Here is a 15,283-nt window from a genome sequence, read left to right as displayed (position 1 = left end):
CGCCGCGCCACGGCGGCCACCGCCCCCGGTGCGCTCCTGCGCCGAGGGTCCCCCAGTGAGAGAAGGATCCACTCATGGCTCCCAAGAAGAAGGTCACCGGTCTGATCAAGCTTCAGATCCAGGCCGGCGCCGCCAACCCGGCCCCGCCCATTGGCCCCGCCCTGGGCCAGCACGGCGTGAACATCATGGAGTTCTGCAAGGCGTACAACGCCGCCACCGAGTCGCAGCGCGGCAACGTGGTCCCGGTCGAGATCACCGTGTACGAGGACCGCTCGTTCACCTTCGTGACCAAGACTCCGCCGGCCGCCGAGCTCATCAAGAAGGCCGCCGGCGTCGCCAAGGGCTCCGCCACCCCGCACACGGCCAAGGTCGGCACGCTGACCCAGGCCCAGTGCGAGGAGATCGCCCAGACCAAGATGGAGGACCTGAACGCCAACGACGTGCCGGCCGCCGCCAAGATCATCGCGGGCACCGCCCGCTCGATGGGCATCGCCGTCGAGGGCTGACGCCCACCCCCACCCCCTTCCAGTGGCAGGGCCGAGCGCGGCCCGCAGACCACGACTGCACAAGGAGAAGAACGCAGATGGCACAGCGCAGCAAGGCATACAAGGCGGCCAAGGCCGCGATCGGCGATGATCTGTACTCGCCGGCGGAGGCGATCCGCCTCGCCAAGGAGACCAACCCCTCCAAGACCGACGCCACCGTGGAGGTGGCCCTCCGCCTCTCGGTCGACCCCCGCAAGGCCGACCAGATGGTCCGCGGCTCCGTGAGCCTGCCCCACGGCACCGGCAAGACCGCCCGCGTCGTCGTGTTCGCCACCGGTGACCGCGCCGAGGCCGCCCGCGCCGCCGGCGCGGACGTCGTGGGCGACGACGACCTGATCGCCCGGATCTCCGAGGGCTGGGTGGACTTCGACGCCGCCGTGGCCTCCCCGGAGCTCATGGGCAAGGTCGGCCGTCTGGGCAAGGTGCTCGGCCCCCGCAACCTGATGCCGAACCCCAAGACCGGCACCGTGACCCCGGACGTGGCCAAGGCCGTGGCCGACATCAAGGGCGGCAAGATCGACTTCCGCGTCGACAAGCACTCCAACCTGCACTTCATCATCGGCAAGACCTCCTTCGAGGCCAAGGCCCTGGTCGAGAACTACGCCGCAGCCCTCGAGGAGGTCCTGCGTCTGAAGCCGTCCTCCTCCAAGGGCCGCTACATCTCCAAGGCCACCGTGGCCACCACCTTCGGCCCGGGCGTGCCCATGGACCCGAACGTGACCTCGGTGGACTCCTCGGAGCTCTGAGCGGCGCGGCCCCGGTGACCGGGGCCCATGACGCCGGCCGGTCGTCCCCGCAGCGGGACGGCCGGCCGCCGTCGTCCCGGACCGATTTTGCGGGCCCGCCCCGGACGTGTACGCTGGTGCCTACCGAAGACCGCCGGTCGTGGTGTCCTGCCTCCGGGCAGAGCCCACCGAAGGATCTCCCTGACGGAGACGGCCCGCGCAGGTGAACGTGAGCCACGCTCGCATCCGCACGTCGACCCTCCGGGTCCGACCGCGTCGATGCTCCTGCTGCGCCCCGTGCATCTGCACGGGGCGTTTTCTCGTCTCGGGGTGGCGGTTCCCACGCATCATCGAGAGGAGTACCATGGCGACGTCCGCGAAGGAGTCGGCGGTGGCTGAGCTCACGGACCTGTTCCGTGAGTCCAGCGCCGCTGTTCTGACGGAATACCGTGGCCTGACGGTGACGGAGCTCAAGCAGCTGCGTGACTCCATCCGTCAGGACGCGACCTACGCCGTGGCGAAGAACACGCTGGCCGAGATCGCGGCCAAGGACGCCGGTCTGGAGGGCCTCGAGGCTCACCTGTCCGGGCCCACCGCGATCGCGTTCGTGACCGGAGACCCGGTCAACGTCGCGAAGGCCCTGCGTGACTTTGCCAAGGATCACGAGGAGCTCGTGCTCAAGGGCGGCTACATGGATGGCCAGCCCCTGGACGAGGCCGGCATCAAGAAGCTCGCGGACCTCGAGTCCCGCGAGGTGCTGCTGGCCAAGTTCGCCGGCGCGATGAAGGGCAGCATGTCCAAGGCTGCCGCCCTGTTCCAGGCGCCGCTGTCCAAGACCGTCCGCACGGTCGAGGCGCTGCGCGCCGCGCAGGGCGAGGCTGCCTGAGCAGTCCGCCCCGGGCTGCACGGCCCACCACTTCACACGTAGTCAAGACGTACCCGTAAAGGAGCCATCATGGCCAAGCTGACCACCGAAGAGCTGCTCGCCGCGTTCGAGGAGCTGACCCTCATCGAGCTGTCCGAGTTCATCAAGGCGTTCGAGGAGAAGTTCGACGTCACCGCCGCCGCCCCCGTGGCCGTGGCCGCCGCCGGCGGTGCCGCCGGTGGTGCCGAGGCCGCCGCCGCCGAGGAGAAGGACGAGTTCGACGTCGTCCTCGAGGCCGCCGGCGACAAGAAGATCGGCGTCATCAAGGAGGTGCGCGCCCTCACCTCCCTCGGCCTGAAGGAGGCCAAGGACCTGGTGGACGGCGCTCCCAAGCCCATCCTCGAGGGCGTCAACAAGGAGACCGCCGAGAAGGCCAAGGAGCAGCTCGAGGGCGCCGGCGCCACCGTCACCCTCAAGTGATGATCGCGGCCTGAGCCGCATCACGCTTCCTCACGAGGCCCCCGGATCCGCACTGCGGACCGGGGGCCTCGTGGCGTCCCAGGTCACGCACCCGCGGCTGGACAGGGGAGACGGGCGGGGATAGGATGGATCTTTGCATCTCCCCTGTTCCGTGCCGCCCGCAGGACCCCGCGTCCCGCCGTGGCCCGCACGGTTCCGCACGGCCTTCATATAGCGGTGGGCCGGCGCCGCCGTCTCGCGGCAGGGGAGCGAACGGAACCCAGAAGGCCTGTGGAAGGATCCTACGTGGTCGCCTCGAGCACCTCCAACGAAACCGCTACCGTCTCCCCGCGATCCGGCGCCTCCGCCGGACGCGTCTCCTTCGCCAAGATCTCCGAGCCGCTGGACGTGCCGGACCTGCTGGCGCTGCAGACCGAGTCGTTCGACCGCCTGATCGGCAATGAGCGGTGGGCTGCGCGCGTGGACGCCGCCCTGGCCGCCGACGACCACTCCGTGCCCGTCACCTCGGGACTGACGGACATCTTCGAGGAGATCTCCCCGATCGAGGACTTCCAGGGCACCATGTCCCTGTCCTTCGCCGAGCCGGAGTTCGCCGACGCCAAGATGACGGAGGAGGAGTGCAAGGATCGCGACGCGACCTTCTCCGCCCCGCTGTACGTCAAGGCCGAGTTCATGAACAACACGACCGGCGAGATCAAGCAGCAGACCGTCTTCATGGGCGACTTCCCGCTGATGACCCGCAACGGCACGTTCATCATCAACGGCACCGAGCGCGTCGTCGTCTCCCAGCTGGTCCGCTCCCCGGGCGCCTACTTCGAGCGCACCCCGGACAAGACCTCGGACAAGGAGATCTTCTCCGCGAAGATCATCCCCTCGCGCGGCGCCTGGTTCGAGCTCGAGGTGGACAAGCGTGACCAGGTCGGCGTCCGCCTCGACCGCAAGCGCAAGCAGCCCGTGACGGTGCTGCTCAAGGCCATGGGCTGGACCGAGTCCCGCATCCTGGAGGAGTTCGGCCACTACGACTCCATCCGCGCCACCCTCGAGAAGGACGGCACCGCGGACCAGGACGAGGCCCTGCTCGACATCTACCGCAAGCTGCGCCCGGGCGAGCCGGCCGCCGTCGACGCCGCGCAGACGCTGCTGAACAACCTGTACTTCACCCCGAAGCGCTACGACCTCGCCAAGGTGGGCCGCTACAAGCTCAACCGCAAGCTCGGCGTGGACGTGCACCTCGGCGACCCCAACGCGTCTGTGCTCACCGAGGACGACATCGTCCAGATGGTGCACTTCATCGCCGCGCTGCACGCCGGCGAGACCGTCATCAAGGGCACGCGCGACGGCGAGCCGGTGGATGTGCGCGTGGAGATCGACGACATCGACCACTTCGGCAACCGTCGCATCCGTGCGGTGGGCGAGCTGATCGAGAACCAGATCCGCACCGGCCTGTCCCGCATGGAGCGCGTCGTGCGCGAGCGCATGACCACCCAGGACGTCGAGGCGATCACCCCGCAGACCCTGATCAACATCCGCCCCGTGGTGGCGGCGATCAAGGAGTTCTTCGGCACCTCGCAGCTGTCCCAGTTCATGGACCAGAACAACCCGCTGGCCGGCCTGACGCACAAGCGTCGCCTGTCCGCGCTCGGCCCGGGCGGCCTGTCCCGCGACCGTGCCGGCATGGAGGTCCGTGACGTCCACCCGTCGCACTACGGCCGCATGTGCCCCATCGAGACCCCGGAAGGCCCGAACATCGGCCTCATCGGCTCGCTGGCGACCTTCGGCCGGATCAACTCCTTCGGCTTCATCGAGACCCCGTACCGCCGCGTGGTCGACGGCCGGGTCACGGACACCGTGGACTACCTGACCGCCGACGACGAGCTGGCCTTCCAGATCGCCCAGGCGAACGCCCCGGTGGATGAGGACGGCCGGTTCGAGGAGGAGTTCGTGCTCTGCCGCCAGCGCGGCGGCGACGGCGAGCCCGTGCTCTCGACCGTGGACGAGATCGACTACATGGACGTGTCCCCGCGCCAGATGGTGTCGGCGGCCACCGCCCTGATCCCGTTCCTCGAGCACGACGACGCCAACCGCGCGCTCATGGGCGCGAACATGCAGCGTCAGGCCGTGCCGCTGCTCCGCTCCGAGGCCCCCTACGTGGGCACCGGCATGGAGAAGTACGTGGCCGTGGACGCGGGCGACTCCGTGACGGCCACCCAGGGCGGCGTCGTGACCGAGGTGGCCGCGGACCTGGTGACCGTCATGAACGACGACGGCACCACCACGCACTACCCGATCATGAAGTTCGCCCGCTCGAACCAGGGCAACGCCTACAACCAGCGCGTGCGCGTGTCCGAGGGCGAGCGGGTGGAGCCGCTGAGCATCATCGCCGACGGTCCCGCCACGGACAACGGCGAGCTCGCGCTCGGCAAGAACCTCCTCGTCGCGTTCATGCCCTGGGAGGGCCTGAACTACGAGGACGCGATCATCCTGTCCCAGCGCATGGTCTCGGAGGACGTCCTCACCTCGATCCACATCGAGGAGCACGAGGTCGACGCCCGCGACACCAAGCTGGGCGCCGAGGAGATCACGCGCGACATCCCCAACGTGTCCGAGGAGGTGCTGTCGCAGCTCGACGAGCGCGGCATCATCCACATCGGCGCCGAGGTGGAGGCCGGTGACATCCTGGTCGGCCGCGTGACCCCGAAGGGCGAGACCGAGCTGACCCCGGAGGAGCGCCTGCTGCGCGCGATCTTCGGCGAGAAGTCCCGCGAGGTCCGCGACACGTCCCTGAAGGTGCCGCACGGCGAGTCCGGCACCGTCATCGGCGTGCGCATCTTCGACCGCGACGAGGACGACGACCTGCCCCCGGGCGTGAACCAGCTGGTGCGCGTCTACGTGGCGCAGAAGCGCAAGATCACCGACGGCGACAAGATGGCCGGCCGCCACGGCAACAAGGGCGTCATCTCGAAGATCCTGCCGCTCGAGGACATGCCGTTCCTGGCGGACGGCACCCCGGTGGACATCGTGCTGAACCCGCTCGGCGTCCCCGGCCGCATGAACCTCGGCCAGGTCATGGAGCTGCACCTGGGCTGGGCCGCCTCGCGCGGCTGGGACATCCAGGGCGAGCCGGAGTGGATCAAGGACCTGCCGAACTTCCCGCGGCAGTCCGGTCCGGTCAACGTGGCCACCCCGGTGTTCGACGGCGCCGAGGCGTACGAGATCACGGGCCTGCTCGGCCACGTGAACGTGACCCGCGACGGCGACCGTCTCATGAGCGACAGCGGCAAGGCGCAGCTGTTCGACGGCCGCACCGGCGAGCCGTTCCCGGACCCGGTGTCCGTGGGCTACATGTACATGCTCAAGTTGCACCACCTGGTGGACGACAAGATCCACGCCCGTTCCACGGGCCCGTACTCGATGATCACGCAGCAGCCGCTGGGCGGTAAGGCCCAGTTCGGCGGCCAGCGCTTCGGCGAGATGGAGGTGTGGGCGCTCGAGGCGTACGGCGCGGCGTTCACCCTCCAGGAGCTGCTGACCATCAAGTCGGACGACATCCACGGCCGCGTGAAGGTCTACGAGGCCATCGTCAAGGGCGAGAACATCCCGGAGCCGGGTGTTCCCGAGTCCTTCAAGGTGCTCATCAAGGAGATGCAGTCCCTCTGCCTGAACGTGGAGGTCCTCTCCGCCGACGGCCAGGCCATCGAGATGCGCGACGCGGAGGACGAGGTCTACCGCGCCGCCGAGGAGCTGGGCATCGACCTCTCCCACGCCGAGCCCAGCTCGGTGGAGGAAGTCTGAGCCGGGCCCGATCCCGCATCCACAAGACGTCACCTGAGAACCACTGAACCAAGGGAGTTCACCGGAGCATGAGCGTGAACAGCATGTCCACTGACAACTCTTTCGGCCTGATGCGCATCGGCCTGGCCACGGCGGAGGACATCCGCCGCTGGTCCTACGGCGAGGTCAAGAAGCCGGAGACCATCAACTACCGCACCCTGAAGCCGGAGAAGGACGGACTCTTCTGCGAGAAGATCTTCGGCCCCACCCGTGACTGGGAGTGCGCGTGCGGCAAGTACAAGCGCGTGCGCTTCAAGGGCATCATCTGCGAGCGCTGCGGCGTCGAGGTGACCCGCTCGAAGGTGCGCCGCGACCGCATGGGCCACATCGAGCTGGCCGCGCCGGTCACCCACATCTGGTACTTCAAGGGCGTGCCCTCGCGCCTGGGCTACCTGCTGGACCTGGCGCCGAAGGACCTCGAGAAGGTCATCTACTTCGCGGCCTACATGATCACCTCGGTGGACGAGGAGGCCCGGCACCGTGACCTGGCCAACCTCCAGGCCGAGTACGACCAGGAGACCCGTGTCCTGGCCGACCAGCGCGACTCCGACATCGCCGCGGTGGCCGCCGACCTCGAGAAGGACCTGGCCAAGCTGGAGTCCGAGGGCGCCAAGGCCGCCGAGAAGAAGAAGGCCCGCGACGCCGCGGACAAGACCATGGCGCAGATCCGCAAGCGCGCGGACGCGGAGCTGGACCGCAAGGAGCAGGTCTGGGACCGCTTCAAGAACCTCAAGGTCGCCGACCTCGAGGGCGACGAGGGCCTGTACCGCGCCATGCGGGACAAGTACGGCCAGTACTTCGAGGGCTCGATGGGCGCGGAGGCGATCCAGCGTCGCCTGCAGACCTTCGACCTCGAGGCCGAGTCCGAGATGCTGCGCGAGACCATCAAGACGGGCAAGGGCCAGCGCAAGACCCGCGCCCTGAAGCGCCTGAAGGTCGTCAACGCGTTCCTGACCACGGACAACTCGCCCGAGGGCATGGTCCTGGACGCCGTCCCGGTGATCCCGCCGGAGCTGCGTCCGATGGTGCAGCTGGACGGCGGCCGCTTCGCGACCTCCGACCTCAACGACCTGTACCGTCGCGTGATCAACCGCAACAACCGCCTGAAGCGGCTGCTCGACCTCGGCGCGCCCGAGATCATCGTCAACAACGAGAAGCGCATGCTGCAGGAGGCCGTGGACTCGCTGTTCGACAACGGCCGCCGCGGCCGGCCGGTGACCGGCCCGGGCAACCGCCCGCTCAAGTCGCTCTCCGACATGCTCAAGGGCAAGCAGGGCCGGTTCCGTCAGAACCTGCTCGGCAAGCGCGTGGACTACTCGGGCCGCTCGGTCATCGTGGTGGGTCCCCAGCTCAAGCTGCACCAGTGCGGCCTGCCCAAGCAGATGGCGCTGGAGCTGTTCAAGCCGTTCGTGATGAAGCGTCTCGTGGACCTGAACCACGCGCAGAACATCAAGTCCGCCAAGCGCATGGTGGAGCGCTTCCGTCCGCAGGTCTGGGACGTGCTCGAGGAGGTCATCACCGAGCACCCGGTCCTGCTGAACCGCGCCCCCACCCTGCACCGTCTGGGCATCCAGGCCTTCGAGCCGCAGCTCGTGGAGGGCAAGGCCCTGCAGCTGCACCCGCTGGTCTGCTCCGCGTTCAACGCGGACTTCGACGGCGACCAGATGGCGGTCCACCTGCCCCTGTCGCCGGAGGCCCAGGCCGAGGCGCGCCTGCTCATGCTCTCGAGCCACAACATCCTGAAGCCCTCGGACGGCCGCGCGGTCGCCGTGCCGGCCCAGGACATGATCATCGGCCTGAACCACCTCACCACGGTGCGTCCGGACGAGGTCGGCGCGGGCAACCTGTACGCGACCGTCGGCGAGGCCATCATGGCGTTCGACGGCGGCGACCTGCACCTGAACGCGCCCGCGCGGATCGGCGTCGAGGGCTTCGTGCCGTCGGCGGCCGTGCCGGCACCCGAGGGCTGGTCCGAGGGCGAGATCGCCCTCATCGAGACCACCCTGGGCAAGGTGCTGTTCAACGAGCTGCTGCCGGACGACTACCCGTGGCTGGACAAGCAGGCGACCAAGGGCACCCTCGGCCAGCTGGTCAACGACCTGGCCGAGCGCTACCCGATGGTCGTCACCGCGCAGACGCTGGACAACCTCAAGGACGCCGGCTTCCACTGGGGCACCTGGTCGGGTGTGACCGTGGCGATCTCGGACATCACCTCCGACTTCGACAAGGCCGCCATCATGGAGGGCTACGAGGAGCAGGCCCAGCGCGTGCAGCAGCAGTACGACAAGGGCCTGATCGCGGACGACGAGCGTCGCTCCGAGCTGATCGACATCTGGAACAAGGCCACCGACGAGGTCGCCGCGGCCATGAAGGACGGCCTGCCGGAGCTCAACACCATCAACCGCATGGTGTCCTCCGGTGCGCGAGGCAACTGGCTCCAGGTGCGCCAGATCGCGGGCATCCGCGGCCTCGTGGCCAACCCGAAGGGTGAGATCATCCCGCGTCCGATCAAGTCCTCGTACCGCGAGGGCCTGTCCGTGCTCGAGTACTTCTCCGCCACCCACGGCGCCCGCAAGGGCCTCGCGGACACCGCGCTGAAGACCGCGAACTCGGGCTACCTGACCCGTCGTCTCGTCGATGTGTCCCAGGACGTCATCGTCCGCGAGGACGACTGCGGCACCGAGCGCGGCCTGTCCGTGACGATCGCCGCGCCGAACGCCGACGGCGAGCTGGTGGCCCACGAGCAGGTCGAGAACTCGGCCTTCGCCCGCACGCTGGCCCAGGACGTCACGGGCGAGGACGGCACGGTGCTGGCCTCGGCCGGTGCGGACGTGGGCGACGTGCTGATCGGCGAGCTGGTGGCCGCCGGCATCACGGAGATCAAGGTCCGCTCGGTCCTGACCTGTGAGTCCGCCGTGGGCACCTGCGCGAAGTGCTACGGCCGCTCCATGGCCACCGGCCAGCTGGTGGACATCGGCGAGGCCGTCGGCATCATCGCGGCCCAGTCGATCGGTGAGCCGGGCACCCAGCTCACCATGCGCACGTTCCACACCGGCGGTGTGGCCTCGGCCGACGACATCACGCAGGGTCTGCCCCGCATCCAGGAGCTCTTCGAGGCCCGCACCCCGAAGGGCGTGGCCCCGATCTCCGAGGTCGCCGGCCGCGTGACCATCGAGGACACCGAGGCGTCCGTGCGCCTGCTGCTCACCCCGGACGACGGCTCCGAGGAGATCGCCTACCCGGTGCTGCGCCGTGCGCGCATCCTCGTGGCCGACGGCGAGCACGTGCCGGTGGGCACGCAGCTCGTGGCCGGCGCCGTGGACCCGAAGCAGGTCCTGCGCGTGCTCGGCCCGCGGGCCGCGCAGCGGTTCCTCGTGGACGAGGTGCAGAACGTGTACCAGTCCCAGGGCGTGGGCATCCACGACAAGCACGTGGAGGTCATCGTCCGGCAGATGCTGCGTCGCATCACCGTCATCGAGTCCGGTGACACCGACCTGCTGCCGGGTGAGCTCACGGACCGGGCGCGCTTCGTGGCCGCCAACCGCGCCGCCGTCGCCGAGGGCCGCCAGCCGGCCTCCGGCCGCGACGAGCTGATGGGCATCACGAAGGCCTCGCTGGCCACGGACTCGTGGCTGTCGGCCGCATCCTTCCAGGAGACGACCCGCGTCCTGACGCAGGCGGCCATGGAGGGCAAGTCCGACCCGCTGCTGGGCCTGAAGGAGAACGTGATCATCGGCAAGCTGATCCCGGCCGGCACGGGCCTGGACCGCTACACGAAGACCGTCGTGGAGCCGACGGAGGAGGCGAAGGCCAACCTGTTCGCCTCGCCGGCCGGCTTCGCGGACTTCGACTACCCGGGCCTGGACCAGTCGCTCGGCGAGAACGACTTCCACGCCGTCTCGCTGGACGACTACGGCCGCGGGGGCGACTTCCGCGCCTGATCCGTGTCCCCCAGGGGCCCGCCGCTCCGCCGCTCACGCGGGGGAGGGGCGGGCCCCTTGGCCGTGCGGGGCCGGCTCGTCGAGGGCGCCGGGGCGTGCTATGCTGTCAAGGATTGTTTTTCGTGTGGCAAATTGGACGCTGTCCGGGTCGCGGGGTCATTGCGCGGCAGATGCCACACTTTTGCACGCCTGCGGACGTCTGCTCGTTGCGAGCCCCCACAGGGAGAGGCAGAGCAGAGGAACGAGCAGCCGGCGCCCCGGGCGCCGGTCGATCACGTCAGCGATCACCGAAACACAGGAAGGCTGAAGAGTGCCTACGATTCAGCAGCTGGTCCGCAAGGGCCGCTCACCCAAGGTCGTCAATACGAAGGCCCCTGCCCTGCAGGGGAACCCCATGCGTCGTGGCGTGTGCACCCGTGTGTACACCACCACGCCCAAGAAGCCGAACTCGGCGCTGCGCAAGGTCGCCCGTGTGCGCCTGAACGGCGGCATCGAGGTCACGGCCTACATCCCCGGCGAGGGCCACAACCTGCAGGAGCACTCGATCGTGCTCGTCCGCGGCGGTCGTGTGAAGGACCTGCCCGGCGTGCGCTACAAGATCGTGCGCGGCGCCCTCGACACCCAGGGCGTGAAGAACCGCGGCCAGGCCCGCTCCCGCTACGGCGCCAAGAAGGAGAAGAAGTAATGCCTCGTAAGGGTCCTGCGCCGAAGCGCCCCCTCGTCGTCGATCCCGTCTACGGCTCCCCGCTGGTCACGCAGCTGATCAACAAGGTGCTCGTCGACGGCAAGAAGTCCACCGCCGAGCGCATCGTGTACGGCGCGCTCGAGGGCGCCCGTGCCAAGAACGGCGCCGATCCCGTGGCCACCCTCAAGAAGGCCATGGACAACATCAAGCCGGCCCTCGAGGTGCGCTCCCGCCGCGTCGGCGGCGCCACCTACCAGGTGCCCGTCGAGGTCAAGCCGGGCCGCTCCACGGCCCTGGCCCTGCGCTGGCTGGTCGGCTTCTCCAAGGCCCGCCGTGAGAAGACCATGACCGAGCGCCTGATGAACGAGATCCTGGACGCCTCGAACGGCCTGGGCGGCGCCGTGAAGCGTCGCGAGGACACCCACAAGATGGCCGAGGCCAACAAGGCCTTCGCCCACTACCGCTGGTGATCCGTGTGGCCCGGGGCGCGCGATCCGCGCCTCGGGCCGCAGGTGCGTCCTCTCGGACGGGCCACCCACCGCATCCACCTCACGAGCCCCCCCATTCCACCCGACCAAGGGAGACACCGTGGCACAGGACGTGCTGACCGACCTGCACAAGGTCCGCAACATCGGCATCATGGCCCACATCGATGCCGGCAAGACCACCACCACCGAGCGCATCCTGTTCTACACGGGTGTCAACCACAAGCTGGGCGAGACCCACGACGGCGGCGCGACGACGGACTGGATGGAGCAGGAGAAGGAGCGCGGCATCACCATCACCTCCGCCGCGGTGACCTGCTTCTGGAACGACCACCAGATCAACATCATCGACACCCCCGGCCACGTGGACTTCACGGTCGAGGTGGAGCGCTCGCTGCGCGTGCTCGACGGCGCCGTCGCCGTGTTCGACGGCAAGGAGGGCGTGGAGCCCCAGTCGGAGACCGTGTGGCGCCAGGCGGACAAGTACAACGTCCCGCGCATCTGCTTCGTCAACAAGATGGACAAGCTGGGTGCGGACTTCTACTTCACCGTCGACACCATCGTGAAGCGCCTCGGCGCGCGTCCGCTCGTGATGCAGCTGCCGATCGGCGCCGAGAACGACTTCGTGGGTGTCGTCGACCTGCTCTCCATGAAGGCCTTCGTGTGGCCGGGCGACGCCAAGGGCGACGTCACCATGGGCGCCTCCTATGAGACTCGCGAGATCCCCGCCGAGCTCCAGGAGAAGGCCGAGGAGTACCGCAACGAGCTCGTCGAGGCCGTCGCCGAGACCTCCGAGGAGCTCATGGAGAAGTACCTCGAGGGCGAGGAGCTCACCGTCGAGGAGATCCAGGCCGGCGTGCGCCAGCTGACCGTGAACGCCGAGGCCTACCCGGTGTTCTGCGGCTCCGCGTTCAAGAACCGTGGCGTGCAGCCGATGCTGGACGCCGTGGTCGCCTACCTGCCGAACCCGCTGGACGCCGGCTCCGTCAAGGGCCACGCCGTGAACGACGAGGAGGAGGTGCTGGAGCGCGAGGCGTCGAAGGAGGCCCCGTTCTCGGCGCTCGCCTTCAAGATCGCCACGCACCCCTTCTTCGGCACGCTGACCTTCATCCGCGTGTACTCCGGCCGCCTGGAGTCCGGTGCGCAGATCCTCAACGCCACCAAGGGCAAGAAGGAGCGCATCGGCAAGCTGTTCCAGATGCACGCCAACAAGGAGAACCCGGTGGACGAGGTGGTCGCCGGCCACATCTACGCCGTGATCGGCCTCAAGGACACCACCACGGGCGACACCCTGTGCGATCCCGCGAACCCGATCATCCTCGAGTCGATAACCTTCCCGGAGCCCGTGATCTCCGTGGCCATCGAGCCGAAGACCAAGGGTGACCAGGAGAAGCTCTCCACCGCCATCCAGAAGCTCGTCGCCGAGGACCCCACGTTCCGCGTGAACCTCAACGAGGAGACCGGCCAGACCGAGATCGGCGGCATGGGCGAGCTCCACCTGGACGTGTTCGTGGACCGTATGAAGCGCGAGTTCAAGGTCGAGGCCAACGTGGGCAAGCCCCAGGTCGCGTACCGCGAGACCATCAAGCGCAAGGTCGACAAGGTCGACTACACGCACAAGAAGCAGACCGGCGGCTCCGGCCAGTTCGCCAAGGTGCAGCTGTCCTTCGAGCCCCTGGACACCGCCGAGGGCGAGGTCTACGAGTTCGAGAACGCCGTCACCGGCGGTCGCGTGCCCCGCGAGTACATCCCCTCGGTGGACGCGGGCATCCAGGACGCCATGCAGTTCGGCGTGCTGGCCGGCTACCCGATGGTCGGCGTGAAGGCCACCCTGCTCGACGGCGCGTACCACGACGTCGACTCCTCGGAGATGGCGTTCAAGATCGCCGGCTCCCAGGCCTTCAAGGAGGGTGTCCGCAAGGCCAACCCGATCATCCTCGAGCCGCTGATGGCCGTGGAGGTCCGCACCCCCGAGGAGTTCATGGGCGACGTCATCGGCGACCTGAACTCCCGCCGCGGCCAGATCCAGTCCATGGAGGACGCCACCGGCGTGAAGGTGGTCAACGCCCTCGTGCCGCTGTCGGAGATGTTCGGCTACATCGGCGACCTGCGCTCCAAGACGCAGGGCCGCGCGGTGTACTCGATGACCTTCCACTCCTACGCCGAGGTCCCCAAGGCCGTGGCGGACGAGATCATCCAGAAGTCCCAGGGCGAGTGACCGCAGGTCACCTGCTCTGAACGACCTGCCCCGGGTCGGCCGCCGCAGCCGCGGCCGGCCCGGGGCGACCGGACCGCCCTTCCCGGCGCGGCGGTCCGCGATCAGGACGGGTCAGGTCCGGTCCGCTTCCGGCGGTCCCGACGGCCTGGAACCGGACTGGCCCTCGTGAGGCCGGGATTTCCCCAACCCCGCACCATCCGAGTAGACTCAGTCAAGTTGTCAGCACGTCGCAGGCGGCTGAGCAGTCTTCTTGACGATGAACCAGTTCTTAGGAGGAACTAGTGGCAAAGGCAAAGTTCGAGCGGACGAAGCCGCACGTCAACATCGGCACCATCGGCCACGTTGACCACGGCAAGACCACGCTGACCGCCGCCATCTCGAAGGTCCTGTACGACAAGTACCCGGACCTGAACGAGGCCCGTGACTTCGCGACGATCGACTCCGCCCCCGAGGAGCGTCAGCGCGGCATCACCATCAACATCTCCCACGTGGAGTACCAGACCGAGAAGCGTCACTACGCCCACGTGGACGCCCCCGGTCACGCCGACTACATCAAGAACATGATCACCGGCGCCGCTCAGATGGACGGCGCGATCCTCGTGGTCGCCGCCACCGACGGCCCGATGGCCCAGACCCGTGAGCACGTGCTCCTGGCCCGCCAGGTCGGCGTGCCGGCCCTGCTCGTGGCCCTGAACAAGTCGGACATGGTCGAGGACGAGGAGCTCCTCGAGCTCGTCGAGATGGAGGTCCGCGAGCTGCTGTCCTCCCAGGACTTCGACGGCGACGAGGCCCCGGTCATCCGCACCTCCGGTCTGAAGGCCCTCGAGGGCGACCCCCAGTGGGTCAAGTCCGTCGAGGACCTCATGGAGGCCGTGGACGAGTTCATCCCGGACCCGGTCCGCGACAAGGACAAGCCGTTCCTGATGCCGATCGAGGACGTCTTCACCATCACCGGTCGTGGCACCGTGGTGACCGGTCGCGCCGAGCGCGGCACCCTGAAGATCAACTCCGAGGTCGAGATCGTCGGCATCCGCGACGTGCAGAAGACCACCGTCACCGGCATCGAGATGTTCCACAAGCAGCTCGACGAGGCCTGGGCCGGCGAGAACTGCGGTCTGCTGCTGCGCGGCCTGAAGCGCGACGACGTGGAGCGCGGCCAGGTTGTGGTGGAGCCGGGCTCCATCACCCCGCACACCAACTTCGAGGCGAACGTCTACATCCTGTCCAAGGACGAGGGTGGCCGTCACAACCCGTTCTACTCGAACTACCGCCCGCAGTTCTACTTCCGCACCACCGACGTCACCGGCGTCATCACGCTGCCCGAGGGCACCGAGATGGTCATGCCCGGCGACACCACCGAGATGTCGGTCGAGCTCATCCAGCCGATCGCCATGGAGGAGGGCCTCGGCTTTGCCATCCGCGAGGGTGGCCGCACCGTGGGCTCCGGCCGCGTCACCAAGATCACCAAGTGATCTGACGCATCCCGTCTCGTGGCTCCGTTGAGCCGC

10 protein-coding genes are annotated in these 15,283 nt (G+C 68.4%); all 10 read left to right on the top strand.

The window, feature by feature from the left end; translation table 11 throughout:
* Positions 1–74: 74 nt before the first annotated feature.
* The 10 genes from rplK (at position 75) to tuf (ending at position 15,247) form a co-directional block, all read left to right on the top strand.
* Complete coding sequence (gene rplK / locus AC0VX2_RS08855) at positions 75–506, top strand: 50S ribosomal protein L11 (RefSeq protein WP_144820104.1); 432 nt, start codon at positions 75–77, stop codon at positions 504–506.
* A gap of 77 nt (positions 507–583) precedes the next feature.
* A complete protein-coding gene (gene rplA, locus AC0VX2_RS08850; protein ID WP_073116807.1) occupies positions 584–1,291 on the top strand; it encodes a 50S ribosomal protein L1 in 708 nt (235 codons plus the stop codon).
* A 343-nt stretch (positions 1,292–1,634) separates the two neighbouring features.
* Positions 1,635–2,156, top strand: a complete 522-nt coding sequence (rplJ, locus tag AC0VX2_RS08845; RefSeq protein ID WP_070708780.1) for a 50S ribosomal protein L10 — start codon at positions 1,635–1,637, stop codon at positions 2,154–2,156.
* 69 nt (positions 2,157–2,225) lie between these two features.
* Positions 2,226–2,615 carry a 50S ribosomal protein L7/L12 gene (rplL, locus tag AC0VX2_RS08840; protein ID WP_036317747.1) on the top strand — a complete coding sequence of 130 codons (390 nt, stop codon included), beginning with the start codon at positions 2,226–2,228 and terminating at the stop codon, positions 2,613–2,615.
* A 285-nt stretch (positions 2,616–2,900) separates the two neighbouring features.
* Entirely contained in the window at positions 2,901–6,407 is a 3,507-nt protein-coding gene (gene rpoB, locus AC0VX2_RS08835; RefSeq protein WP_036317750.1) for a DNA-directed RNA polymerase subunit beta, read from the top strand.
* Between the two features lie 83 nt (positions 6,408–6,490).
* Positions 6,491–10,387 carry a DNA-directed RNA polymerase subunit beta' gene (locus AC0VX2_RS08830; RefSeq protein ID WP_113913797.1) on the top strand — a complete coding sequence of 1,299 codons (3,897 nt, stop codon included), beginning with the start codon at positions 6,491–6,493 and terminating at the stop codon, positions 10,385–10,387.
* 310 nt (positions 10,388–10,697) lie between these two features.
* Positions 10,698–11,072, top strand: coding sequence for a 30S ribosomal protein S12 (gene rpsL / locus AC0VX2_RS08825; RefSeq protein ID WP_002854787.1), 375 nt, complete (start codon positions 10,698–10,700; stop codon positions 11,070–11,072).
* Positions 11,072–11,542, top strand: coding sequence for a 30S ribosomal protein S7 (rpsG, locus tag AC0VX2_RS08820; RefSeq protein WP_010080379.1), 471 nt, complete (start codon positions 11,072–11,074; stop codon positions 11,540–11,542). Before rpsL ends, rpsG begins: the two co-directional genes overlap by 1 nt.
* Positions 11,543–11,660: 118 nt before the next feature.
* The gene (fusA, locus tag AC0VX2_RS08815; RefSeq protein ID WP_036317752.1) at positions 11,661–13,775 is read left to right on the top strand and encodes an elongation factor G; all 2,115 of its coding nucleotides are present in this window, start codon (positions 11,661–11,663) and stop codon (positions 13,773–13,775) included.
* A gap of 281 nt (positions 13,776–14,056) precedes the next feature.
* Complete coding sequence (gene tuf, locus AC0VX2_RS08810) at positions 14,057–15,247, top strand: elongation factor Tu (protein ID WP_036317754.1); 1,191 nt, start codon at positions 14,057–14,059, stop codon at positions 15,245–15,247.
* The last annotated feature ends 36 nt before the right edge of the window (positions 15,248–15,283 follow it).

The sequence above is a fragment of the Micrococcus sp. iso_239 genome, assembly GCF_056173395.1.
The sequence above is the reverse complement of the archived record's forward strand: the minus strand, read 5'-3'. Positions and strand labels throughout refer to the sequence as shown.

Bases quoted from the DNA above. Each gene is read 5' to 3' on its own strand.
- rplK (WP_144820104.1), top strand. From the start codon at position 75: ATGGCTCCCAAGAAGAAGGTCACCGGTCTGATCAAGCTTCAGATCCAG.
- AC0VX2_RS08830 (WP_113913797.1), top strand. From the start codon at position 6,491: ATGTCCACTGACAACTCTTTCGGCCTGATGCGCATCGGCCTGGCCACG.
- rplA (WP_073116807.1), top strand. From the start codon at position 584: ATGGCACAGCGCAGCAAGGCATACAAGGCGGCCAAGGCCGCGATCGGC.
- rpsG (WP_010080379.1), top strand. From the start codon at position 11,072: ATGCCTCGTAAGGGTCCTGCGCCGAAGCGCCCCCTCGTCGTCGATCCC.
- rplJ (WP_070708780.1), top strand. From the start codon at position 1,635: ATGGCGACGTCCGCGAAGGAGTCGGCGGTGGCTGAGCTCACGGACCTG.
- rplL (WP_036317747.1), top strand. From the start codon at position 2,226: ATGGCCAAGCTGACCACCGAAGAGCTGCTCGCCGCGTTCGAGGAGCTG.